Below are 23889 nucleotides of genomic sequence, written 5' to 3' on the forward strand. Positions count from 1 at the left end.
GCCGCGCCCATCGCCCCTTTCTATTGTCGGGTGCAATGAATGAACAGGAGTCCGGGTCGTTGGGCGTGGTCATACCGCTTGAAGAAAGCAAAAACAAACTGGCATCCATCAAGCCATTGGTCGATCTCACCAGGGCGGATATGGAGCGGGTGAACCAGCTTATTCTGTCCAAGGCCGGCTCCGACGTGCAGATGATCCCCGAGGTGGCGAACCATCTGATCTCGTCCGGCGGCAAGCGGCTGCGGCCGATGCTGACGCTGGCGGCCGCCGCGCTGTTCGACTACAGAGGCGACAATCACGTCAAACTCGCGACCTCGGTCGAATTCATGCACACGGCAACGCTGCTGCATGACGACGTCGTCGACGAAAGCGACCTGCGCCGCGGCAAATCGACGGCTCGGATGATCTGGGGCAACCAGGCAAGCGTGCTGGTCGGCGACTTCCTGCTCGGCCAGGCCTTCCGCATGATGGTCGAAGTCGGCTCGCTCGATGCGCTCGACGTCTTGTCCTCGGCCGCCTGCGTGATCGCCGAAGGCGAGGTGCTGCAGCTTTCCGTCGCCAAGAACATGGAGACGACGGAAGACGATTATCTCGCCGTCATCCGTGCCAAGACCGCCGCACTCTTTGCCGCCGCCGCCGAAGTCGGACCGATCGTCGCCGAGGCCGGCAAATCCGGCCGCAACGCGCTGAAGTCCTATGGGATGAATCTCGGGCTTGCCTTCCAGCTCGTCGACGACGCACTCGACTATGGCGGCAAGGCGGCCGATCTCGGCAAGAATGTCGGCGACGATTTCCGCGAGGGCAAGATCACCCTGCCTGTTATTCTCGCCTATCGCCGCGGTACCGAGGACGAGCGCGCCTTCTGGCGCGATGCGATCGAAGCCGGCAACAGCACCGACGCCAACCTCGAAAAGGCGCTGGGGCTGATCACCAAATACGGCACGCTCAGCGACACGATCGGCCGCGCCGTCCACTACGGCACGATCGCCCGCGACGCGCTTGCACCGCTGCCCGATACGGCCTGGAAATCCGCCCTGATGGAAGTGATCGATTTCTGCATCGAGCGCGTCAACTGATCAAACGTCCTTGATTGCAGGCTGATTTTCTTGCGGCGCCGCTTCAAAAAAGCCATCCTGTTGTGAATCAGTGATCGCAACTGATTTGCGACCGGCATCATCGCCGGACGCTCTCGAAGAAAGGTTTCCCTAATGCGGCAGAGATTTGCCATCCGTCTTCTTACGAGCGCAGCACTGGCGGCTGTTCTTTCGCTCGGCGTCGTCGCCGGCGTGAGTGCCGAGGATGCGGCCAAGACGGGCGATGTGGCGAAGACCGACAGCTTCGATGCAGACAGCGTCACCACCTTCTCCGGCGCCTTCCTGGCGGCGCGCACGGCCGATGTCGATCATGATTATGAAACGGCGATCGAACTCTACAAGAAGGCGCTGCAGATCGAGCCCGGCAATCCGGAGATCCGCCAGCGGCTGATGATCTCGCTGCTGCTCAACGGCGACATCAAGGACGGCGTCAAATATGCCGACGACCTGAAGGGCGATCCTTCCGTCGAGCGCATCACCACGATCGTGCGCGGCATGGATGCCATGCGCCGCGACGACTATAAGTCCGCCGAGGCCATCCTCAAATATAAGGGGCCGAACGATCTCGACCGGATGATGAACGACCTGCTGCTCGCCTGGGCCCGCGTCGGCGCCGGCCGCGGCAAGGAAGCGCTCGCCATGGTCGAGAAGATGAAGGGGCCGGACTGGGTCCGCATCTTCCAGAATTACAATGCCGGGACGATCGCCATCGTCGCCGGCGACGTGAAATCCGCCCGAAAGCATCTGAACGATGCCGTGCTCGACAAGGAAGGGGGTGCGACGGCGCCTGACACCTTCATGCGCGCTGTCATGGCGCTTGCCCGCCTTGAAACCCAGCAGGGCAACAAGCAGAAGGCGCTCGACGCCGTTTCCGTCGGCGACAACCTGCTGCCGAATTACGCGCCGCTGAATGCGCTGCGCGACAGCATCGAAAAGGACGAGAAGCAGGAGCAGCAGGTCAAGACCGCCGAAGAAGGCGCTGCCGGCGTGCTGTTTTCGGTCGGCGGCGCGCTGAACCGCGACGGCGCCGAGGATATCGTCTCGCTCTACCTGCAGACGGCCAATGCGCTCGATCCGAACAGCGCCGATACGCTGGTGCTGCTCGGCGGCATCGCCGAAAAGCAGAACCAGATGGACCGCGCCATCGCGCTCTACAAGAAGGTGCCGGAGAATTCGCCGATGCGGCGCATCTCCGAGCTGCAGCTCGGCCTTGCCCTTGCCCAGGGCGGCAAGGTGGACGAGGCGCGCAAGCACCTGCAGGCGCTGATCGCCTCCGACCCGAAGGACATCCGCAGCTATCTCGCCTATGGCAGCGTGCTTTCCGATGCCAAGGACTACGAGGCGATGGCCGCCAATTACGACAAGGCCGTCGAAGCGATCGGCCCCATTCCCGGCCGCGCCAACTGGAGCGTCTTCTTCCAGCGTGGCATCGCCTATGAGCGGCTGAAGAAGTGGGACCAGGCGGAGCCGAACTTCCGCAAGGCGCTGGAACTCAATCCCGATCAGCCGCAGGTGCTGAACTATCTCGGCTATTCCTGGATCGACATGAACCGCAACCTCGACGAAGGTCTCGGCATGATCAAGAAGGCCGTCGACCTTCGCCCTGACGACGGCTACATCATCGATTCGCTCGGCTGGGCCTATTTCCGCCTCAACCGTTTCGACGATGCCGTCGACGAATTGGAGCGGGCCGCCCAGATCAAGGCCGGCGACGCGACGATCAACGACCATCTCGGCGATGCCTATTGGCGCGTCGGCCGCAAGCTCGAGGCCGTCTATCAGTGGAACCGGGCGCTCAGCTCCGAGCCGGAGGCCGCCGAAATCCCGAAGATCAAGGACAAGGTCGCCAACGGCCTGCCGCCTGTCAGCGACGATGCCAAGGCCGCCGACAAGAAGCAGCCGGACCCGGCGCCGGTCACCCCGCCGCCGGTCGACAAGAAATCCTGACGGGCGCGACACATGCCTGAGGAAGGCCTGGCCGAGGCTTTCGGCGTCACCGAAGCGGCGCGTGCGAAGATCAACCTCGCTTTGCATGTGACGGGCCAGCGAGCCGATGGTTACCATCTGCTCGATATGCTGGTGACCTTCGCCGATTGCGGCGACCGGCTGGGCTTCCTGCCCGCGCAGGCCGATGCGTTCACCCTGTCGGGCCGTTTCGGCGAGACGCTTGCCGGCGACGGCGGCACCAATCTGGTGCTGCGGGCGCGCGATCTCTTGCGCGAGGCGGTCGGCGTCCTCGCCTTCCCCGTCCATATCCATCTCGAAAAGAACCTGCCTGTTGCCTCCGGCATCGGCGGCGGTTCGGCCGATGCGGCGGCGACGCTGCGCGGTCTGATGCGGCTCTGGGGCATGAGCCTGCCGGTGGAAACGGTTGCCGGTCTCGCGCTCAAGCTTGGCGCCGACGTGCCGATGTGCTTCGAGAGCCGGCCGCTGATTGCCCGCGGCATCGGTGAAAAGATCGAGGCCGTGCCGGATCTGCCCGCCTTCGCCATGGTACTCGCCAATCCGCTGAAAGGCGTCTCGACGCCGGAGGTTTTCCGGCGGCTGGCCACCAAGAACAATCCGGCTCTGAACCTGGCTGCCGATCTCGCTGGGACTGCCGGCTGGCTCGCCGCGATCGGCGCCGCCCGGAACGACTTGGAGCCGCCGGCGCGCGAACTTGTCCCTGAGATTTCGGCGATCTCGGCGATGCTGCACGCCGAGGGCGCCCTGCTCACCCGCATGTCCGGCTCCGGCGCCACCTGTTTCGGGATCTTTTCGAACATTGCGGCTGCGCAACAGGCGGCTGCGGCCCTTCACGACGCGCGGCCCGACTGGTATTTCCAGGCGACGGAAACGGTTTCGGGAGGCATGTGATGGCAGGCCTGGACGAAAAGCGGCCCTTCATCGCCGTCGGTATCGCGGTGCTCACCGTCTCGGATACGCGCACGCCGGAGACGGACAAATCAGGCGACACGCTGGCGGCGCGAATCACCGAGGCCGGCCACAAGCTGGTCGACCGGGCGATCGTGCCCGATGATCGCGAGAAAATCGCCGCGCGGGTGAAGGCCTGGACGGAGAGCAAAGACATCGACGTCATCATCACCACGGGTGGTACCGGCTTTACCGGCCGCGACGTGACGCCGGAGGCGCTGGAGCCCTTGTTCGAAAAGCGCATGGACGGCTTTTCCGCCATCTTCCACCGCATCTCCTATGAGAAGATCGGCACGGCGACGATCCAGTCGCGCGCCACGGCAGGCGTTGCCAATGCCACCTTCATCTTTGCGCTGCCGGGCTCGCCGGGCGCCTGCCGGGATGCATGGGACGGCATTCTGAAAGGACAGCTCGACTATCGCAGCGTGCCGTGCAATTTCGTCGAGATCATGCCGCGGCTGGACGAGCACCTGAAACGCGGCGCGACCAAATAGACTTCGCTATGTCGCAAGGCCCGGCAGGGCGGGCATCGTCTCCCAGCTGTCACCCGACAGCAGGATGCAGCTTATGCCGTGAACATCCGTGACGACGAGGGTCCAGGTCCCACTTTCGGAGGCATAGACCTCGAGAACGGCGTTCTGGTTGACCAGTCCGACTGCCGTCAGCTTTTCAGCGAAGTTCCTGTCGAGGAAATTGATGACCTCGGCTCGGGCTGCGCAACTGAGCATCGCCTGCGATGCTACCGGGTGCGGATGCGCGATCACCAAAACCGGCAATATGACGGCCAGCAGGCCGTAGATCATACCGCGTACGCCGTAGTTCCTACCGCGTGGCATGACGCACCTCCTTTCGCCGGGAACCCGGCAGAAGAGGAGATTTTTCGCGGACCTGTTCTGCCGTTCACCGGCATTCCATGGCCATTCCGTTGCGAAGCGCGGCGCTTCGACGGCGCCATAGCGAATTATAGCGCGAAATCCTATTGGGCGCCATCTTTTGCGCGATGGGGGAGAGCGCGATGCTCCTCACTGCCACGCGACATCGCGGCAGGCGGCGAGATCAGCCCATCACCTGTGAAGACCCCTCCCCAACCCCTCCCCACAAGGGGGAGGGACTAACCCAGAGCGCCCGCCCCGTCCCACTCGAAACGTTGCAGATATGGAAACGGGTGCGGCAGGTTAAGCCCCTCCCCCTTGTGGGGAGGGGTTGGGGAGGGGTCTCATCGGTGGATCAAACCCGCGCCGCGCGGGCCACCCAGGCGGGAATCAGTTCGCTGGCGAGTTTGCGCGGTTTCTGGCCTTTGCCGAATTCGGCAAGCGGCATGCCGCTCCTGGCGGTCGCGAGCGCCTGGCTCTTCGGCATCAGCAAACCAAGCTCCAGCGGCGCCACGGCGCGGCCGATGCGCTGGAACAACGGACGGCGGTAGCCGCGCGAGGCGGTGAAGCGAGCCGGCAGTTTGTTCAGTGCCACATATTCGGCGATCTCGTCGATCCAGCCGGCCTGCGGCCTGGCGCCCGGCTCGACGAAGAGCAGCCATTCGCCGCGCGCCGATCGGACGATATCCTTGATATCCCAATGCGAATGGAACCGGCAGCCGGCAGCATCGGCCACCCGCGAGGTGCCGTCGCGCGAGCCGTGGTCGAGCACGACCACATCGCTCACGAGCCCCTCCACCGCGCCGGCCACCAGCACAGACAGGGTTTGAGCCAGCTCGGATTCCTGATCCTGACATTCGAGAACAACGGTCAACATCGGCTATCTATAATGCGGCGCACAAAATTCTGCCAGCAGCATTTCCCTTATTTTGTTCTTGCATTGTTCTTGTTTTGTGGATAGGAATTTAATCATCAAAACGGGCGGAAGCGATGGCTTTCCGCCACGGGAGAATCCGATGAGAGAGCAGTCCCTGGCAGGGCAGGCCGCATTCGCGCCTGCCAATACGGCAGATATTGCCGATGCGATGATCGTTTCCTCCGGCCTGCGAGTCGAGGTCGACCGGCGGCGCGGACGTGGGGCTGGGCTCAACCCGACAGGGCGGTTCGAGGCGCTGCAGCGGGAGAGCTTCGACGACGGCTGGCAGACATGGGAAGAACTGCCGCCCTTCAAGACGGAAGTGCAGGTCGAGAAGCCGCGCACGGCGATCACCCGCAACGAATCGCCCGACATTTCCTTCGACCGCTCGATCAATCCCTATCGCGGCTGCGAACATGGCTGCATCTATTGTTTCGCCCGGCCGACACACGCCTATATGGGACTTTCCGCCGGGCTCGATTTCGAGACGAAGCTGTTTGCCAAGCCGGATGCGGCAAAACTGCTGGAACGGGAACTCGCCAAGCCGGGTTACAAGGTGCGGGTGATCGCGATCGGCACCAATACCGATCCCTACCAGCCGATCGAAAAGGAATGGCGCATCATGCGCGGCATTCTCGAGGTCCTGAACAAGGCGAACCATCCGGTGTCGATCGTCACCAAGTCGGCGATGATCCTGCGCGATCTCGACATTCTGCAGGAAATGGCGGCGAAGAACCTGGTGCGTGTCGGCATCTCGGTGACAACGCTCGACCGCAAGCTTGCCCGGGCGATGGAGCCGCGCGCCGCCACGCCGCCGCGGCGGCTGGAGACGATCCATGCGCTCGCCGAAGCGGGCATCCGGACGGCTGTGATGGCCGCCCCGCTGATCCCGGCGCTGAACGATCACGAGCTGGAGCGCATCCTCGAATCGGCCAAGGCTGCCGGGGCCGCCGAGGCGAGCTACGTCATCCTCAGGCTGCCGCTCGAGGTCAGCCCGCTGTTTCGCGACTGGCTGCTGCAGCATTATCCCGATCGCTACCGGCATGTGATGTCACTGGTGCGCTCGATGCGCGGCGGCAAGGATTACGATGCCGAATTCGGCAAGCGCATGAAGGGCGCCGGTCCCTATGCCTGGCAGATCGCCCGCCGCTTCGAAATGGCGGCCCGGCGTTTCGAGCTGACACGCCGCAGCGTACCGCTGCGCGACGATCTGTTCGTGCCGCCCGATGGCAGCGGCGTGCAGCTGTCGCTGCTCTGATTTTATTCTCACGCAATTCTTGGCAAAAGCGCTTCGCCCTTTTCCTGGAATTGCTTGTCGCTTGCGCATCGGCTGCTCAGAAAAACCGCCCTGTTTTCGAGCCCCGAGCGCAATTCCCGCGGATGGCCCTGACCGCCACCATCCGCCGGACCGGTCCCCGGCCGCCGCCCTGATCCGGGGACTTGCGGGAAATCGGGTTGGCGTGCGAGGTTCAGCCGCATGAAACCTCGCACGCCACCCGATTCTCCCCTGCTTTTCGACACGGCTCCGCTCGTGCCGGATTTCAAACTCGAGCTCAAAGCCCGCAAGGCCGGCCACTGGCCGGTCGCCGGCGCCGACGAGGCCGGCCGCGGACCGCTGGCGGGACCTGTGGTTGCCGCCGCCGTCATCCTGGATCCCAAGCGTATTCCCGAAGGCCTCAACGATTCCAAGCAGCTTTCGGCGCAACGGCGCGAGGAACTGTTCCTGCAGATCCTGGCGACCGCCACCGTCTCCATCGCCTCCTCCAGCTCGACGCGCATCGACGAGACCGACATTCGCAAGGCGAGCCTCGACGCCATGCGCCGCGCCATCCGCAGCCTTGCCATTCCGGCGAGCTACGTGCTGACCGATGGGCTGGATGTGCCGCCCGGCCTCGATTGCCCCGGACAGGCGGTGGTCAAGGGCGATGCCCGCTCGGTCTCGATCGCCGCCGCCTCGATCGTCGCCAAGGTGACGCGCGACCGGATGATGGCGCGGGCGCACAACGTGTTTCCGGATTACGGCTTTGTCGCGCATATGGGCTACGGCACGGCGCAACACCGCGCCGGCATCGAAAAACACGGCCCCTGCCCCCTGCACCGGATGAGTTTCAGGCCGCTGCGGAAGGTCGAGGACGGTCCTGGGATGGATGAGTTGATTTCGGAGTAGCGGGGTTCACTCAGGCTGCCGGCAAAGTCGGCCGGACGCGGCTTGCTCCCTCTTCTCCCCATCGGGGAGAAGGTGGCCCGTAGGGTCGGATGAGGGGGCCACACGGCAGAACATTTGTTGTTCTCGTGCCGAGGAAAGCGAAGAGCAATGAATGCTGTGCCGTGTGGCCCCCTCATCGCCTCGCTATTGCTCCGGCACTTCTCCCCGCCGGGGAGAAGAGACTCGTGGCAAAGCCGCGCCCAATGCCAGCAGAGCCTCGCCGCGAGACGGCTAAAACCAATATTCGCCTAAAAACCAAAGGCCGGGACATGCCCGGCCTTCGCTCTCATTCCATTCGAAAACAGCTCAGTTGAGCCGCGTCTTGACCTGGCCGATGGCATTGCCGAAGAGTTCGGACTGGACCTTGCCGTCCGCCTGCTTGGCGAGCACCGTTTCGGCGGCCGCGATTGCGAGATCGACGGCGGCGGAACGGACCGCCTTCATCGCCTCGGCCTCGGCCTGCTTGATCTTCTGCTCAGAAAGCGCCGTGCGGTTGGCGACGAATTCTTCCGTCTTCTTCTTCGCCTCGGCGGTCAGCATTTGGGCTTCACGCTCGGCAGCGGCAACGATGTGGGCCGCTTCGGCTTCCGCTTCCTTGCGCTTGCGCTGGTATTCGGCGAGCAAGTGCTGGGCCTCTTCGCGCAGACGCTTGGCTTCGGCCAATTCGTTGCGGATCTGGTCGGCGCGGTCGTCGAGCGACCGTGCCATCATGCCCGGAACCTTCAGGTAAACGACCAGCGCCAGGAAGAGCACGAGGCCGACAAAGGCGAAGAAAGTGGCGTCAAGGTGAAAAATATCCATCGATCAAGCCTCCTTCTTGGCGGCCGCGACGGCGGCGGCGACATCTGCCTGAGCAGCGGTGCCGCCGATCAGCTGTTCGACGACGGCAGCCGCCGTTTCCTCGGCAATGGTGCCGACGTCGGCGAAGGCCTTCGCCTTGATGTCGGCGATACGGACTTCAGCAGCCTTGATCTTTTCCGACAGGCTCGCCTCGACAGCGCGGCGATCCTCTTCGGCCTTGAGCTTGGCGGCGTCACGTGCGGCAGCGCCGATCGCATTCGACTTGGCGCGAGCAGCCGCCAGTTCACCTTCATAGGTCTGGACGGCAGCGTCGGCTTCCGCCTTCAGGCGGCCGGCTTCTTCCAGATCCTGGGAGAGGCGCGTGTGGCGCTGATCGAGGATAGCCCCGATGCGCGGCGCGATGACCTTTTGCATAAGGAGGTAGAAGACGCTGAACGTAATCACCAGCCACAGCAGCTGGGATGCGTAGGTCGTCGAATCGAAAGGCGGGAACGGGCCGCGGGCGTGTTCGCCTTCGGCAACACCGGTCTCGGTATGGACCTCGCCTGCGGCCGGAGCGGCGTGCGCATCCGTGCCGGTCGCTGCCGCCGGTGCTTCTTCAGCGTAAGCCGGGGTCACAAAAAACATGCTCACCTCCAGGTGGACTGCAAATGCAAAGGATCACGGCGTGCGATCGCAGGCCGTGATCCATCTATTCGCCGAGATCAGACGGCGAAGAGGAGGAGGAGAGCAACGAGCAGCGAGAAGATGCCCAGAGCTTCCGTAACGGCGAAGCCGAATACCAGACGGCCGAACTGGCTGTCAGCGGCAGACGGATTGCGCAGAGCGCCGGAGAGGTAGCTGCCGAAGATGTTGCCGAGGCCGAGAGCCGTACCGGCCATACCAAAGCAAGCCAGGCCTGCACCGATGAACTTTGCTGCTTCCGCTTCCATGTTAAACTCCTTTGAAATGGTTGTTGCGGCGAATGACTGACGCCCTTTGACGTCGATGTCGTTATCCTTAGTGCCCGCCCGGATGGATCGCGTCGTTGAGGTACATGCAAGTCAGTACCGCAAAGACGTAAGCCTGGAGAAAGGCGACGAGGAACTCGAGACCGGTCAGGGCGACGGTCATGAGGAGGGGAAGAACGGCTCCGCCGACACCGACTGTACCGAGAGCTCCAAGCGATACTACGAAGCCTGCGAACACCTTCAGCGTGATGTGACCGGCGAGCATGTTGGCAAAGAGACGAACGGAGAGCGAAATCGGGCGGGACAGGAAGGAAATGATTTCGATCACGATGACCAGCGGCAGCAGAATGCCCGGCACGCCCGAGGGCACGAAGACATTCAGGAAGTGGAAGCCGTGTTTATAGAAACCGTAGACGAGAACCGTGCCGATGACGAGGATCGCCAGCGCGAAGGTGACGATGATCTGGCTGGTGATCGTGAAGAAATACGGGAACATGCCCAGCAGGTTCGCCGTCAGCACGAACATGAAGAGCGAGAAGACCAGCGGGAAGAATTTCATTCCCTGCTTGCCCGCGCCTTCCTTCAGCATGTTGGCGATGAATTCATAGGACATTTCCGCGACCGACTGCGAACGGCCCGGCACGATGGCACGGTTCGAGGTCGCGAAATAGAGGAAGCCAGCGGCAACGGCAGCCGAAGCAGCCATGAAGAGCGATGCATTGGTGAACGAAAAATCAATTCCGCCGATTTCGATCGGCACAATCTTCTGGATCAGGAACTGATGAGTCGGATCGTTAGACACCGCTTGTTCTCTCTCTTTGGCCCGCAGGACGCGGGGTCATTGCACTGGACCGGGACCGGTCCCTATTTCTTGTCGTCATCAAGGGGATGGGCCACCACCCCCGCAGAACGCAGCACGTTCAGAACGCCGGCACAGAATCCGAGAAGCAGAAGAACAATCAACCCCCAAGGCGCCGTGCCAACAAAACGGTCGAGAACATAGCCAAGAACGGCACCGACGATGATCGCGGCAATGAACTCGCTGGAAAGCTTCATCGCCTGGGCATAACCTTTGCGGCTTACCTCGGCTTGGGCCTCGCTTGCGCGTTCCACTCCCGCCTCTCTGCGCTTGGACGCGAGTTCCGCTTCCAGTTGCGCACGGCGCTTTTCAAGACTTTCCTCGCGGTCATCCGCCATGGATCTCTCCTCGCCTGCCCGTCGCCCGCACTCCCGCTACCCCGGTCATTCGGACCCCGGACGCGAAGGTTGAGACCCTTCCGGCCCGTTCTGAAGTCGCGCGCAACATAGTTTTAGGGATTGGTATAGTCAAGGCGTAGACAGCTTCTGTCCAGCCAGAAAATAATTCCGTCGAATCAATGAGATAAGCCGATTTTTGGTCGATCGCTTAAATTCGATGGAAAGAATCCGCTTTTAAGCCCGGCAAATCGGCTTGCCGCGGCTGATTTATCTCAGCTCCAGCCGCCGCCATAGGTGCGATAGAAGACGTGAAGACCGATGCGGCCGACCTTTTCCATGGTCTTTGCCCATTTCGGCCTGACATAGACGGCATGGTAATGCGTCGCCGAGCCCACCTGCGGCAACCAGATCTTGCCAGATGTCACTGCCATCGCCACATCGCGGGCCATCCGCCAATGATATTCCGAGTTCACCCTGTCCTTGATGCTGTCGCAGGCGAAGGAAAACTGGCAGCGGTTGCGCCAGTCCTCGTTCTGGTAGACGACGCCGCAGATGGTTTTCGGATAGGCAGGGTTGCGGACGCGGTTGAGGATGACCTGGGCGACGGCCGCCTGGCCCTTCACCGATTCGCCACGCGCCTCGAAATAGATGCCGGAGGCAAGGCATTGCTGCTCGCCGGCGGAAAAGACGCTTGGCGGCAATATGCTTGCTGCCCAGGCGTGATCACGCGGGCCGATCTCCGGAACGAAGCGGCCGCTGTCCGGCTCGGTCAGGATCGAATCGAAGGGCGACTGGCGGGAATAGTCGGGTGCTGCCGGCCCATAGGCGGTGGCAAGCACATCGGCTTTGTTGCTGGTGACGAGGCTTGCGAGCATCGCCGGCACGCCCCTATCGGTCACGACAGGCTGCTTCTTATAGAAAGACGTGGCGATCTCGATTTCCTTGCCCTGGATCTTCGGCTTGACGAAGGCCGACCTGTCCTTGAGATCGAAGCTCGGGGTGAAGAGCATCTTCGTACGTTCGAGGATCGAGCCGGCGGAAAAATCCTTCGGCGGCTGCATCTTCTCGACGGCGACGACGCGGCCCTTCTTGGTGGAGCGGTTGACGCGATCCTCGTCCGGCGTATCCTCGTGGCCCTTGTCCTTGGCGGTAAAGGCAACCTTGCGGCCATCCGGCAGCATCATGCCGGCGCCTGATGAGATCGAACCCGTCGCCGCCGGATCGGCAAAGGCAAGTTCGGCCTGATGGATGGAGCCGGCCGGCGAATTGGTCAGCACCATGCGCCAGTTCTCCCCTTCCCGGTCGAGACCGGCAAGCATGGCGGCGAGATCGGCATGGGATGCGACGCTCGGAAAAATCAGCCAGCCGGCGAGCCCGAAGATAACAGGCGAGACCCAGTTCTCGGGAAGAAGACGCAGCTTGCTACGGGAAGAGCTCTTTCGACGCAACACGAACTCCGGGCATGGGACGCGGGAACATGTCCCTATAAATCCCGCATTAACCTTGATGTCTGGTTAACGGGGCGTGCCGGAATGTGACCATGCGAATGTTTGGATGTTCTCATGTGTTGTAAAAGTCCCCTCCCCAACCCCTCCCCACAAGGGGGAGGGACTAATCCGGAGCGCCCGCCTCGTTCCACTCGAAACGTCGCAGATAGGGAAAACCGGTGCGGCAGGTTAAGCCCCTCCCCTTGTGGGGAGGGGTTTGGGGCGGGGTCTTCACCCCACCCGTCAAATAATGACGTGCGATCCCAGTTCCACCACGCGGTTGGCCGGCAGGCGGAAGTAGTCGGAAGGGTTGGCGGCGGCGTTGGCAAGCGCGATATAGAGCCGGTCCTGCCAGTAGGGCATGCCCGACTTGGCGTCCGGCACCAGCTTGCGGCGGCCGAGATAGAAGGAGGTCGACATGATGTCGAACTTCAGTCCGGTCTTGCGCAGCGTCGCCAGCGCCTGTGAGACGTTCTGCGATTCCATGAAGCCGAACAGCAGTTCGACGCGCGAGAAACGCTCGGAAATCTGCTCGACCTTGTAACGGTCCTGGCTCGGCACACGCGGCTTGTTGACGGTACGGATCGTCAGGATGACGTTGCGGTCGTGCAGCACGTGATTGTGCTTGAGATTGTGCAGCAGGGCGGCGGGTGCGGATTCCGGATCGCTGGTCAGGAAGATCGCGGTGCCGGGAACCTGGGCCGGCGAATGTTCGCTCTTGCGCTCGATCGAGCTGACGAAGGAGGCGAGCGGAATATCGGTGTGGCGGGTCTTTTCCATCAGGATCGCGGTGCCGCGGCGCCAGGTCCACATGATGACGGTAAAGGCCGTGGCGATCAGGATCGGGATATAGCCGCCGTCGTGGATCTTCAAAAGATTGGCGCCGAGGAAGATCAATTCGAGTATGACCAGCGGCGCCAGCGCGATCACCGCAACCGGCAGCGACCAGTTCCAACGGGCGCGAACGAATTCGAAGGCCATGATCGAGGTGACGACCATGGCGCCGGTGACGGAGATGCCATAGGCGGTCGCCAGCGCGTCCGAGGTCTTGAAACTCAGGACCAGGAATATGACCCCGATGAACAGCACGGCATTGACCGAGGGCACGAAGATCTGCCCGGTATTGGTTTCCGAGGTGAAGAGGATTTCCATGCGCGGCAGGAAGCCAAGGTTGATGCCCTGGCGCACCATCGAGAAAGCGCCTGTTATAACAGCCTGGCTGGCGATGATCGTCGCCGCGGTCGCCAGGATGACGACCGGCAGCAGCGCCCATTGCGGATACATCAGGTAGAAGGGATCCGACATCGTCTCCGGCTTGCCGAGCACGAGTGCGCCCTGCCCGAGATAGTTCAGCGTCAGCGACGGGAAGACCAGCAGGAACCAGGCCCACTGGATCGGGCGACGGCCGAAATGGCCGAGATCGGCATAAAGCGCCTCCGCACCCGTCACCGTCAGGAAGACGGCGCCGAGCACGACGACGCCGTAGAAGCCCTCATGCAGCAGGAAGCTGACGGCATAATAGGGATTGAAGGCGGCAAGGATGCCGAAATCGTCCGAGATATGCGAAATGCCGGCGGCGGCCATGACGAGGAACCAGACGGCAGTGATCGGGCCGAAGAATTTGGCGACGGCGCCGGTGCCGCGCGATTGTACGACGAAGAGCAGCGCCAGGATCACCACCGAGATCGGCACGATATATTCCGAGAGCCTGGGCGTGACGAGCTTCAGGCCTTCGACCGCCGACAGCACCGACAGCGCCGGCGTGATCATCGCGTCGCCGAGGAAAAGCGCAGCCCCCAAAAGGCCGAGCAGCATCAGGATGGCGGTATGGCCGTTGGCAGTCTTCATCAGAAGAGCCAGCAGCGACAGCGTGCCGCCCTCGCCCTCGTTGTCGGCGCGCAGCAGGAAGAGCACATATTTGATGGTGACGATGATCGTCAGCGCCCAGATCATCAGCGAGATCAGGCTTATGACCTCGAAACGGGTGAGCCCGTCATGGGCCACCGGCTTCAACGCCTCGCGAAAGGCGTAGAGCGGGCTGGTACCGATATCGCCGTAAACGACGCCGATGGAACCCAGCGTCAGATAAAACAGCTTTTTCGGCGTCATCTGGGATTCGTTCGGATGGCTTTCTGCGGACATGAAGTTGCAACAGGCTCCTCAGAGCCAGCCTTTCCAGCGGAAAAAGAAAAAGGGGATGACGGCTGAGATCACCATCAGGGCCAGCGAATAGGGATAACCCGCCGCCCAGGTCAGTTCCGGCATGACCTGAAAATTCATACCATAGATGGAGGCGACCAGTGTCGGCGGCAGGAACACCACCGAGGCGATCGAGAAAATCTTGATGATCGAGTTCTGCTCGATGTTGATCAGACCGAGCGAAGCATCGAGCAGGAAGGTGATGTTGCCGGCGACGAAGGCGGCATGCTCCGACAGCGACTGGATATCGCGCGACACGGTGCGGCAGAGATCCTTCGCCTCACGGTCCTGCTGGATCGCCGGGGTCGTGTGAAAGAAGGTCAGCAGGCGGGAAAGCGAACCGAGGCTGTCGCGCAGCTTGCTGATCATCCGGTGATGGCCGGCGATATCCCTCAGCTTCTCCTCGAGATAGTTCGAAGGCTTGCGCACCTTCTTTGCCCGCTCGCCGAAGACATGCATCGACAGGATGTCGATGCGCGAGACGGATATTTCGAGGATCTCGGCGGTGCGGTCGACGATCGTCTCCAGCAGCTTGGAAAGAAGGGCAGCGCCGCTGCGCCAGCTTTCCGGTAGCCGGTGAAGGGCGGCGATGAACAGCGCAAAGGATTTGGGATGGGCGTAGCGGATGGTGACCAGCCGGTTTCCGGCCAGGATGAAGGCGACATCGGTCAGCGTCGGCGCATCGGTTTCGGCCTTCCACAGCAGCGATGCGGTCATGAAGACGGCGTCGTTTTCGACGTAGAGACGGGCTGATGGTTCGATGTCCTTGAGGTCGTCACGGGTCGGAACCTCGATGCCGAGGACCTTCTCGACATAGAGCTCCTCGTCGCGGGTCGGCTCGATCATGTCGATCCACACCGCATCCTCGGGAAAGGATGCGGGATGCGACAGGTCGCGAATCTCGACCGACTTGCAATCGGAACAGTAGGCGGTGATCACCGGCAGCCTTTCCATGCGGCCGCCAGCGCGGCGCCGCGAGGGTCGCTCGTTCCCAGTCCAAACCGAAGCGGATCAAAAAAGTTCATATCACTCCGGCCGCATCCAACCTCAAAGGCCGGCATGCACATCGTGCTCCACCGCATCGCAGCGACCAATCCTTCGATCGACAAGACAACTCCGAACTTGCAGGCGAGCCGAAATCTTCCACACGAAGACGACCGTCATTGAGCAGCTGCAGCAAACGCCATCATGGCGCCGGGGCATATGAAGCAAAGCCGTGAAATAATCAAGACATCTTCCGTGAAGCGCGGCTTTTCACCACGTTTCCCCCACAATTTGGGGTATCCGCCGCGGTGATTCGCAGTCTGGCGCGTTTCATGCATGTCGCCCCGAGCCGCTCCACACTTCCGGGCGGCATGGGTGCTTGCCTAGATGCATGTTGTTGTCCCGGTGACAAGCATTATTCGAAGACGATCGCCGGGGCAGCGCGCTGCGGCTGGCCGCCGATCTGCTCCCAGACCTTGGCGGCGATGCCGCGATAGATGCCGGCGACGGCGCCGTTCGGCTCGGAGGCGACGAGCGGCGTGCCGGCGTCGGAGGTTTCGCGGATATTCATCGTCAGCGGCACTTCGCCGAGGAAAGGCACGCCGATGCGCTCGGCCTCCTTGCGGGCGCCGCCATGGCCGAAGATATCGTAGCGGGTGCCGGTATCGGGCGCGATGAAATAGCTCATATTCTCGACAATGCCGAGCACCGGCACTTCGACCTTGCGGAACATATTGAGGCCCTTGCGGGCATCGATCAGCGCCAGATCCTGCGGCGTCGAGACGATGACGGCGCCGGCAAGCGGCACCTGCTGGGCCATGGTCAGCTGCGCGTCGCCGGTGCCCGGCGGCATGTCGACGACGAGCACGTCGAGTTCGCCCCAGGCGACTTCGCGCAGCATCTGCAGCAGGGCCGACTGGACCATCGGCCCGCGCCAGATCATCGCCGTCTCCTGGTCGACGAGGAAGCCCATCGACATGACCTTGAGGCCGTAATTCTCCATCGGATTGATGATGCGGCCGTCGATCTGGGTCGGACGGCCGGATATTTTCAACAGCCGCGGCATCGAGGGACCGTAGATATCGGCGTCGAGAATGCCGACGCGGAGGCCGTTGGCGAGCAGCCCGAGCGCCAGGTTGACGGCGGTGGTCGACTTGCCGACCCCGCCCTTGCCGGAGGCGACGGCGATGATGGCGCCGATACCGGGAACGCCGATCCTGCCTGTCCGCGGCGGCTGTTGCTGTGGCGCGTGTGCGTGCGACCCGTGATCATGACCGCTGTGATCATGACCGGCGTGATCGTGGCCGGCATGGCCGTGCGGCGGGTTCGGCACCGGGCGGGCAGCGGGAGCAGCGGCGGCGGCCTTCTTGTCTGCGGTCAGTGCGACCAGCGCACCCTTGACGCCCGGCATCGCCTTGACGACGCGCTCGGCGGCGAGCCGCATCGGCTCCAGCTCCTTGGCGCGATCGGCCGGAACGGTGATGGAGAAATAAACCTTGCCGTCGGAGATGAAGACGTCGGAAACCATGCCGAGTTCGACGATATCGTGCTCGAGATCCGGTCCGCGCACGGTTTTCAGCGTTTCGAGAACCTGTTCCTTGGTGACGTCGGTCATTCCACCCTCACTGCATCTGTCGCAGACTACGGCGCCGACGCGTCTTCAAGAGGCGCAAAGGACGCGGCAGCACTTTCAATTGCCCGCATGTTTCAGCCCCGATCGATTCCGATCAAGGCTGAAATCATGCAGTAGAGATAGTGGAGGCGGACGCCTTCGCCAAACGAAATCATCGTCGGGAAAATCGATTTGCCGGCTTGCAGAAAGCGGCGGGGAGAATGGGCAATCCGTTGCGGCCATCAAGTCCGCCGGGCTTTCGCCCTGATGGCCGCAACGGTCTCCCCGAGAACCGGCGCAATGCGGGCGAACTAGAGCAAGCCTGCAAAAAGGCCAGCGAAAAATGACGGGAAAAGGCCAAATCGCCGGCAGCTGCGAAACAAGCGGTGCCAAAACGCAACAACCGCCGCCGACGCCGAAGGCCTGCGCAAAATGCGGCATCGGCGTCGGTCAGCAGTGTGCCGGCCGCGCCATTTCCTGGCGCTGGTCAAGTCCCCTCTGGGCCTCTGGCAAAAGAGATGCAGAAAGCGTGCCAGACGGAAAATCGGCGGAAATGCAGCAATGGCGGCCTCATAACGGCCCCCAGCGGCAAGGATCTGCCCAAGCGCTGGGCGGCCGGCGAAAGCCCACCGCGACTTTCTGCACCTTATTTGATCAGGCCGATTCGCAGCGCCTTGGCGACCGCCTGGGTACGGTTGACCGTATCGAGCTTCTTGGTGGCACGGTTCAGGTAATGATTGACCGTGTGCTCGGAGAGGGTGAGGATCTCGGCGATTTCCGCACTGGTCTTGCCGGCCGCCGTCCAGTTGAGGCAATCGATCTCGCGATCGGTGAGCGTGTCGGTGATGCGCGCATCGAGGTTGCGGATCTCGGCGAGCCTGTCGTAGACATGGACGGCGATATAGCAGAGCTCACGCATCTCCGCCGCGCTGAAGGGTTCGCGGTCGCCGGAGAAAGACACGGCGCCGCGCAGGCCGGATGGTTCATGCGTCGGAAAATAGGCGCCGCGCATCATCCTGAAACGTTCGAACAGCGCTGTGACGAGCACCGACTTGCCGTCGTCTCGCGACCAGTTGTCACGCGACATGTCGTAGGAGAAGGGCCGCGCCGATGTTCTGAGCCGCCGGAGAACCGGGCTGTTCACCAACAGCCCCTCCTGGTCGTAAAGCGCCAGAAGCTCGGCCGGCCAGCTGGTGATGACGGTGCTGCCCTGGATGTCCAGCGAGGTGATCGGCGGCAGATTGAGAACCATGAAGGCACGGCTGCGATAGGTTTCCGTCACGCGTTTCAGGAAACGGAAAATATCGAACTGGGTCTTCAGGCCCGCTATCTCCTTGAGATAATCGTCTTCTTCCGGGGATGTTTGCGACACGGGTGCCATCATTTCTTCATCTTCAGCACAGCGGCCGGTTCGATTGCATCGGGGAATGACGATCGCTGATTGGATCAAATGGAGCCGGCCTCGGCGTGCAGCGTTCGGCCGGTGAGTGGTTGTCGATTTCGAGGACTATTTACAGTTGTCGTGATTCGCCGGCAAATCTCAATATCGCCCTCATCATAAGCATGCTCTCCGAATCGCGTTCGGCAAGGGTGGAGAGCCAATTTTCCCTCAGCGGCGCGGGCCGAGGCGGATGCGCATGCCTTCCATGATCTGCCCAGCTGCCCGCTGAACCGGAACGGCCCATTGGCGCAGAAGTTCCATCGACAGGCGATAGGCCGGGCCGGTGATCGAAATGCCGCCGATGAAAGTCCGATCCTCCGACCAGACGGGCGCGGCCACGCAGCGGATACCGGCCTCATGCTCCTCGCGGTCGAAGGCATAGCCCTCAACGGCGATTTCGCGAATTTCGGCAAGCAGCGTTTCGGCCGAGACATGGGTCGCGGCGGTAAAGCGGGTGAAACTCAGATCGGCGAGGAGATCGGCAAGGCGATCGGCCGGAAGCAGCGAAAGAGCGGCCTTGCCGACGCCGGTACAGTAGCAGGGCGAGGCATTGCCGATCTGCGAATACATGCGCACTGGCTGACGGCCGTCGACCTTGTCGAGATAGATGATCGACTGGCCCCTGAGAACACCGAGATGCACCGTCTCGCCGGTCGCCTGCTGCAGATCGGCAAGGTGCGGTTCGGCAATCAGGCGAAATTCGTTGCGCGCCCAGCTGCGCGCGGCGAAATCGAGCAGGCGCAGGCCCGGCGCATAACGGCCGTCGCCGTCCAGCTCGAGCAGCCCTTCCTCCACCATGTGGCTCAGCTGGCGATGCAATGTGCCGCGCGGCTGGCCGGCAAGGGCCAGGATATCGGTGAAACGCAGCGGGCCGTCGGCATGGGTGACGAGGTCGAGCAAGACCATGAGTTTGCCGAGCGTGCCGGTCTCGCGTGCCTGCGCCATGCCGTCGCCGTTTGAATTCATCGCCCCATCCACCCTTGACAGAAAGGCCAGCATAATTGGATAATTCCATATAGTCAAATTAAGTTCCAAATAATGGAATAACGCCGTCGGGAGGCGCGGCTGACGATGACAATAACCATGATGCCGGCAGCACAATTTCCCGAGCTCAAAGACCGAACCGTGCTGGTGACCGGTGGCGGATCGGGCATCGGTGCTGCGATCGTCGAAGGGTTCGCGCGCCAGGGCGCCAAGGTCTCCTTCATCGATATCGCCGAGGACGCCGGTCGCGCGCTCGCCGAAAATCTGTCGCGCGAGACGGTGCATCCAGTGTCCTTCCACCATGCCGACCTGCGCGACATCGAGGCGATCCGGCGCACGGTCGATACCGTCGTTGCGAATTCCGGGCCGATCCGCGTGCTGGTCAACAATGCCGCCTGGGACGACCGCCACGAATTCGACGCGGTGACCGAGGCCTATTGGGACAACAACCAGGCGGTCAACCTGCGGCATGTGTTCTTCGCCTCGCAGGCGGCAGCACCCTCGATGCGGGCGGCCGGCGGCGGGGCGATCATCAATATGTCGTCGATCGCCTTCAAACTGAACATGGGCGGCTTTCCCTCCTATGCGGCGGCGAAGGCTGCGGTCGTCGGGCTGACGAAGAGCATGGCAGGCAAGCTCGGGCAGGACAACATCCGGGTCAACTGCATCCTGCCCGGCATGGTCGTCACCGAACGGCAGATGCAGCTCTGGCTGACCGAGGAGAGCATTGCGCGCTCGGTCGAGGACCAGTGCCTGAAAACCGCCCTCACGCCCGGCGCGATCGTCGGTCCCTGCCTGTTTCTTGCATCCGACTGCGCGGCGGCGATGACCGCCCAGTCCCTGATTGTCGATGGAGGCATTCTGTAATGGCTAATCCCGCTTATGTCGCGGTGGACTGGGGCACTAGCAGTTTCCGGCTCTGGCTGATCGGCAAGGACGGCAGCATTCTGGCCGAACGCCGCAGCGGCGAAGGCATGACGAGTGCGGCAAAGACCGGCTTTTCCCAGGTGCTTGCCGGCCACCTCGCGGCCGTCGAGGCGCCGGAAAACCTGCCGGTGATCGTCTGCGGCATGGCCGGCGCGCGGCAGGGCTGGGTCGAGGCCGGTTATATCGACGTGCCGGCGCCGCTCGCCGCGATCCTCACCGGAGCGGTCCGCGTGCCCGGCGAAAACCGCGACATCCGCATCCTGCCGGGCCTTGCCCAGCGCGACATCGCCACCCCCGACGTCATGCGCGGCGAGGAAACCCAGCTGCTCGGCGCGCTCGGCACCGCAAGCTCGCAGGCGCAGGCAGTCTGCATGCCCGGCACCCATTCGAAATGGGTGCATGTCAGGGACAACAAGGTCACCGGCTTTTCGACCTTCATGACCGGCGAGCTTTTCGACGTCGTCAGCAAACACACGATCCTGTCGCATGCCGTTGCCGGCGCGACAGAACAGCCGGCGGACGCGGCGGCCTTCGAGGCGGCGGTATCGGCGGCCTTCGCACGGCCCGCACTTGCCTCCAACCTGCTGTTTGCCGCCCGCTCGGGCCAGCTCCTGCACGGGATCTCGGCGGCATCGGCGCAGGCCCGGCTTTCCGGCACGCTGATCGGCCTCGAAATCGCCGGCGCGCTGCAGGATGCGGCCAATTCGGACATCACCCTGGTCGCTTCCGGGCGCCTGCAGGGGCTCTACGAACAGGCCTTCAGAACCCTCTCCCTTCCCTTCACCGCCATCGATGCGGACGCCGCCGTGCGCCGCGGGCTTTCGGCCGCCGCCGAAACCCTCTGGCCGAACTGAGAAAGCCGACACGATGAACCGTATCCCCTTCCCCGAGATGAAGCGCCCGCTGATCGCCATCCTTCGCGGCATCCGGCCCGACGAGACCGAGAGCATCGTCGGCGCCTTGATCGACAACGGCCTGACGGCGATCGAGATCCCGCTCAATTCGCCGGAACCGTTCAAATCCATCGAGATCGCCGCGAAGATGGCGCCGGCCGAGGTGCTGATCGGCGCCGGCACAGTGCTGACGGTCGAAGCGGTCGACAGCCTGAACGCGGCCGGCGGCAAGCTGCTCGTCACCCCGAATGTCGAGCCCGAGGTGATCATCCGGGCGCGTCAATACGGCATGGTGACGATGCCCGGCGTCTTCACGCCGACCGAGGCGCTGGCCGCGGCGCGCGCCGGCGCCACCGGTCTCAAATTTTTTCCCGCGAGCGTGCTCGGCCCTTCCGGCATCACCGCGATCCGGGCCATCCTGCCGCCGGAGCTGACGATTGCCGCCGTCGGGGGCGTATCGGATAAGAATTTCGGCGATTACACCAAGGCCGGCATCTTCTCCTTCGGCCTCGGCACCAGCCTCTACAAGCCGGGAATGACCGCGGCAGAGGTTGCCGAGCGCGCCAAGACGACCATTTACGCCTATGATGCAGCCATGGGAGCGTGAGCGTATGACCGATATTTATGAGTTCGAGGGCAAGACCCTTTGCAACACCAACTCCGTTCTCGGCGAAGGCCCAACCTATGATCCGGACAGCAATACCGTCTGGTGGTTCAACATCCTTGGCAAGGAACTGCACGAGCTCAATCTTTCGACGAATGCGAAAAAGGTGCATCCGCTGCCGGCCATGGCGAGCGTGCTTGCCCGCATCGACGCCGGGCGGCAGCTGATCGCGACGGAAGAAGGACTTTTCGTGCGCGACGTGGCGAGCGGCAAGCTCACCTTCTACGCCGCGCTCGAAAACGACAAGCCGGAAAACCGTTCGAACGACGGCCGCACCCATCCGTCCGGCGCACTCTGGATCGGCACGATGAGCAAACGGGCGGAAAACCAGGCCGGCGCCATCTATCATGTCGCCGGCGGCAAGGTGACGAAGATCTTCAACGGCATCAGCATCCCGAATTCGATCTGCTTCTCGCCCGACGGCACGATCGGCTATTATACCGACTCCCGCCTCAACCGGCTGATGCGCGTCATGGTCGATCCGCAGACCGGCCTGCCGGCGGGTGAACCGATCGTGCTGGTCGACAGCGCCAACGAGCCCGGCGACATCGACGGCTCGGTGGTCGATGCCGACGGTTATATCTGGAATTCGCGCTGGGGTGCTGGTGTCGTCGACCGTTACAATCCCGACGGCCTGCGCATCTCGCGTTACAAGGTTCCCGCCGTCCAGCCCTCCTGCCCTGCCTTTATCGGCGTTAACGCCGACCGGCTGGCGGTGACCACCGCCTGGGAGGGCCTCGACGAGGATGCCCGCTCGGCGCAGCCCAGCGCCGGCGCGCTGCTGGAACTCGGCATCGAGGTCAAAGGCATATTCGATCCGGTCTATGTGATCTGAAGCCGGGCCATCCGAATTTTGCTCACCAGAGGCGCTCCCGACCGGGGCGCCTTTTTCATTTTCAGGGACGGTTCTGCGATAAATGTTCCGTGAGAATCGAGAAATTTTCCGTGTTTTCAACCGGAACCAATCGGCGCACCGGTCATTTCCTCTTCGAACCGGCGCGGCAAGGAGACCTGGAACAGGCATTGCCGCGTCAGAAATCACTCTAGGGAAATGAAGGTAGGTTCGAAATGACACGCAAACTTCTGACGACCGTTGCCGCTGGCGCTCTGTTTGCCACGGCTTTCGCGCCGGCGGCATTCTCGCAGACGGCTCCGCAGCCGGCCGATCCGGCCGCTCCGACCCAGGCAGCGCCCGCCGATCCGGCAGCACCGAAGCCGCCGGTCACCCCCGACGTCACCAAGCCCGCGGGCGATGCCGCCCAGGCTCCAGCCGCAGCACCGACGGCGGACACGGCTCAGGCCGGCTATATCACCGAGCAGGCTCCGGACCAGGTCAGCGCCAACACCTATATCGGCCAGTCGGTCTATAACGGCAACAATGAAAGCATCGGCAGCGTCAACGACCTGATCCTCAAGAAGGATGGCGGCTTTGTCGCTGCGATCGTCGGCGTCGGCGGCTTCCTCGGCATTGGCGAAAAGAACGTCGCCGTGCCGATGGAAAAGATCACCGTCGCCCAGAACACCCAGGACGGCAGCGTCAAGCTGACGACGAGCGAAACGGCTGAATCGCTGAAGGCCGCCCCTGAGTTCAAGACGCTGGCCATGCAGTCGGCGGAAAAGGCCCCGGCTGCGACCGGCACCGATACCACGGCGACCGGCTCGACCACGGCTAAGTAACCGCGTGCGGTAGTATAGCGTAGGCGATGGCGCTCCCCGGAGGGCGCCATCGTTTTTATGCGCGCGTCCTTG

The 23889-nt window shown here is 62.8% G+C and carries 24 protein-coding genes; 11 read left to right on the forward strand and 13 right to left on the reverse strand.

Annotated elements, in window-relative coordinates; genetic code table 11:
* Positions 1 to 59 precede the first annotated feature (59 nt).
* The 4 genes from CO666_RS23255 to moaB all read left to right on the forward strand — a co-directional run bounded on the left by CO666_RS23255 (position 60) and on the right by moaB (position 4501).
* Complete coding sequence (locus CO666_RS23255) at positions 60 to 1076, forward strand: polyprenyl synthetase family protein (protein WP_097614519.1); 1017 nt, start codon at positions 60 to 62, stop codon at positions 1074 to 1076.
* A 132-nt stretch (positions 1077 to 1208) separates the two neighbouring features.
* Positions 1209 to 3041 (forward strand): tetratricopeptide repeat protein, encoded by a 1833-nt coding sequence (locus CO666_RS23260; protein ID WP_097614520.1) that lies wholly within the window; start codon positions 1209 to 1211, stop codon positions 3039 to 3041.
* A 12-nt stretch (positions 3042 to 3053) separates the two neighbouring features.
* Entirely contained in the window at positions 3054 to 3950 is an 897-nt protein-coding gene (locus CO666_RS23265) for a 4-(cytidine 5'-diphospho)-2-C-methyl-D-erythritol kinase (RefSeq protein WP_097614521.1), read from the forward strand.
* Positions 3950 to 4501, forward strand: a complete 552-nt coding sequence (gene moaB, locus CO666_RS23270; protein WP_097614522.1) for a molybdenum cofactor biosynthesis protein B — start codon at positions 3950 to 3952, stop codon at positions 4499 to 4501. The genes CO666_RS23265 and moaB overlap by 1 nt, the downstream gene beginning before the upstream one ends.
* Before the next feature lie 6 nt (positions 4502 to 4507).
* On the opposite strand, the gene CO666_RS23275 is transcribed toward moaB, so the two are convergent.
* Together CO666_RS23275 and CO666_RS23280 are read right to left on the reverse strand one after the other, a co-directional pair.
* Positions 4508 to 4843: a hypothetical protein gene (locus tag CO666_RS23275; protein WP_097614523.1), complete on the reverse strand. Its 336-nt coding sequence runs from the start codon at positions 4841 to 4843 to the stop codon at positions 4508 to 4510.
* A gap of 391 nt (positions 4844 to 5234) precedes the next feature.
* Positions 5235 to 5756: a glycosyltransferase family 2 protein gene (locus CO666_RS23280; protein WP_097614524.1), complete on the reverse strand. Its 522-nt coding sequence runs from the start codon at positions 5754 to 5756 to the stop codon at positions 5235 to 5237.
* A gap of 139 nt (positions 5757 to 5895) precedes the next feature.
* Between CO666_RS23280 and CO666_RS23285 the strand changes: the two genes are divergently transcribed.
* Complete coding sequence (locus CO666_RS23285; protein ID WP_097614525.1) at positions 5896 to 7053, forward strand: PA0069 family radical SAM protein; 1158 nt, start codon at positions 5896 to 5898, stop codon at positions 7051 to 7053.
* Between the two features lie 219 nt (positions 7054 to 7272).
* Positions 7273 to 7962 (forward strand): ribonuclease HII, encoded by a 690-nt coding sequence (locus tag CO666_RS23290; protein WP_097614526.1) that lies wholly within the window; start codon positions 7273 to 7275, stop codon positions 7960 to 7962.
* A gap of 345 nt (positions 7963 to 8307) precedes the next feature.
* On the opposite strand, the gene CO666_RS23295 is transcribed toward CO666_RS23290, so the two are convergent.
* From CO666_RS23295 to CO666_RS23350, 11 genes are all read right to left on the reverse strand, one after another.
* A complete protein-coding gene (locus CO666_RS23295; protein ID WP_085736397.1) occupies positions 8308 to 8802 on the reverse strand; it encodes a F0F1 ATP synthase subunit B in 495 nt (164 codons plus the stop codon).
* Positions 8803 to 8805: 3 nt separating this feature from the next.
* Positions 8806 to 9429, reverse strand: a complete 624-nt coding sequence (locus CO666_RS23300) for a F0F1 ATP synthase subunit B (RefSeq protein WP_012556745.1) — start codon at positions 9427 to 9429, stop codon at positions 8806 to 8808.
* Positions 9430 to 9506: 77 nt separating this feature from the next.
* Positions 9507 to 9734: a F0F1 ATP synthase subunit C gene (locus CO666_RS23305; protein ID WP_003588243.1), complete on the reverse strand. Its 228-nt coding sequence runs from the start codon at positions 9732 to 9734 to the stop codon at positions 9507 to 9509.
* 67 nt (positions 9735 to 9801) lie between these two features.
* The gene (locus CO666_RS23310) at positions 9802 to 10554 is read right to left on the reverse strand and encodes a F0F1 ATP synthase subunit A (protein WP_097614527.1); all 753 of its coding nucleotides are present in this window, start codon (positions 10552 to 10554) and stop codon (positions 9802 to 9804) included.
* Between the two features lie 62 nt (positions 10555 to 10616).
* The gene (locus CO666_RS23315; protein WP_097614528.1) at positions 10617 to 10949 is read right to left on the reverse strand and encodes an AtpZ/AtpI family protein; all 333 of its coding nucleotides are present in this window, start codon (positions 10947 to 10949) and stop codon (positions 10617 to 10619) included.
* Positions 10950 to 11221: 272 nt separating this feature from the next.
* Positions 11222 to 12397, reverse strand: coding sequence for a cell wall hydrolase (locus CO666_RS23320; protein ID WP_097614529.1), 1176 nt, complete (start codon positions 12395 to 12397; stop codon positions 11222 to 11224).
* Positions 12398 to 12679: 282 nt separating this feature from the next.
* Positions 12680 to 14578, reverse strand: coding sequence for a potassium transporter Kup (locus CO666_RS23325; RefSeq protein WP_097614530.1), 1899 nt, complete (start codon positions 14576 to 14578; stop codon positions 12680 to 12682).
* Positions 14579 to 14596: 18 nt separating this feature from the next.
* A complete protein-coding gene (locus CO666_RS23330; protein ID WP_097614580.1) occupies positions 14597 to 15574 on the reverse strand; it encodes a magnesium transporter CorA family protein in 978 nt (325 codons plus the stop codon).
* A 460-nt stretch (positions 15575 to 16034) separates the two neighbouring features.
* Positions 16035 to 17234, reverse strand: a complete 1200-nt coding sequence (locus tag CO666_RS23340; protein ID WP_097614531.1) for an Mrp/NBP35 family ATP-binding protein — start codon at positions 17232 to 17234, stop codon at positions 16035 to 16037.
* A gap of 643 nt (positions 17235 to 17877) precedes the next feature.
* Positions 17878 to 18615: a LuxR family transcriptional regulator gene (locus tag CO666_RS23345; RefSeq protein WP_179869749.1), complete on the reverse strand. Its 738-nt coding sequence runs from the start codon at positions 18613 to 18615 to the stop codon at positions 17878 to 17880.
* Positions 18616 to 18840: 225 nt separating this feature from the next.
* A complete protein-coding gene (locus CO666_RS23350; protein ID WP_097614582.1) occupies positions 18841 to 19638 on the reverse strand; it encodes an IclR family transcriptional regulator in 798 nt (265 codons plus the stop codon).
* A 117-nt stretch (positions 19639 to 19755) separates the two neighbouring features.
* On the opposite strand from CO666_RS23350, the gene CO666_RS23355 reads away from it, so the two are divergent.
* From CO666_RS23355 to CO666_RS23375, 5 genes are all read left to right on the forward strand, one after another.
* Complete coding sequence (locus tag CO666_RS23355) at positions 19756 to 20523, forward strand: SDR family NAD(P)-dependent oxidoreductase (RefSeq protein WP_179869750.1); 768 nt, start codon at positions 19756 to 19758, stop codon at positions 20521 to 20523.
* Complete coding sequence (locus CO666_RS23360; protein ID WP_097614532.1) at positions 20523 to 21437, forward strand: 2-dehydro-3-deoxygalactonokinase; 915 nt, start codon at positions 20523 to 20525, stop codon at positions 21435 to 21437. Before CO666_RS23355 ends, CO666_RS23360 begins: the two co-directional genes overlap by 1 nt.
* 13 nt (positions 21438 to 21450) lie before the next feature.
* Positions 21451 to 22083, forward strand: coding sequence for a 2-dehydro-3-deoxy-6-phosphogalactonate aldolase (locus CO666_RS23365; protein WP_097614533.1), 633 nt, complete (start codon positions 21451 to 21453; stop codon positions 22081 to 22083).
* 4 nt (positions 22084 to 22087) lie between these two features.
* Positions 22088 to 22975, forward strand: coding sequence for an SMP-30/gluconolactonase/LRE family protein (locus CO666_RS23370; RefSeq protein ID WP_097614534.1), 888 nt, complete (start codon positions 22088 to 22090; stop codon positions 22973 to 22975).
* Between the two features lie 233 nt (positions 22976 to 23208).
* Positions 23209 to 23817: a PRC-barrel domain-containing protein gene (locus CO666_RS23375; RefSeq protein WP_097614535.1), complete on the forward strand. Its 609-nt coding sequence runs from the start codon at positions 23209 to 23211 to the stop codon at positions 23815 to 23817.
* Positions 23818 to 23889: the final 72 nt, after the last annotated feature.

It is taken from the genome of Rhizobium chutanense, from assembly GCF_002531935.1.
Lineage (GTDB): Bacteria > Pseudomonadota > Alphaproteobacteria > Rhizobiales > Rhizobiaceae > Rhizobium > Rhizobium chutanense.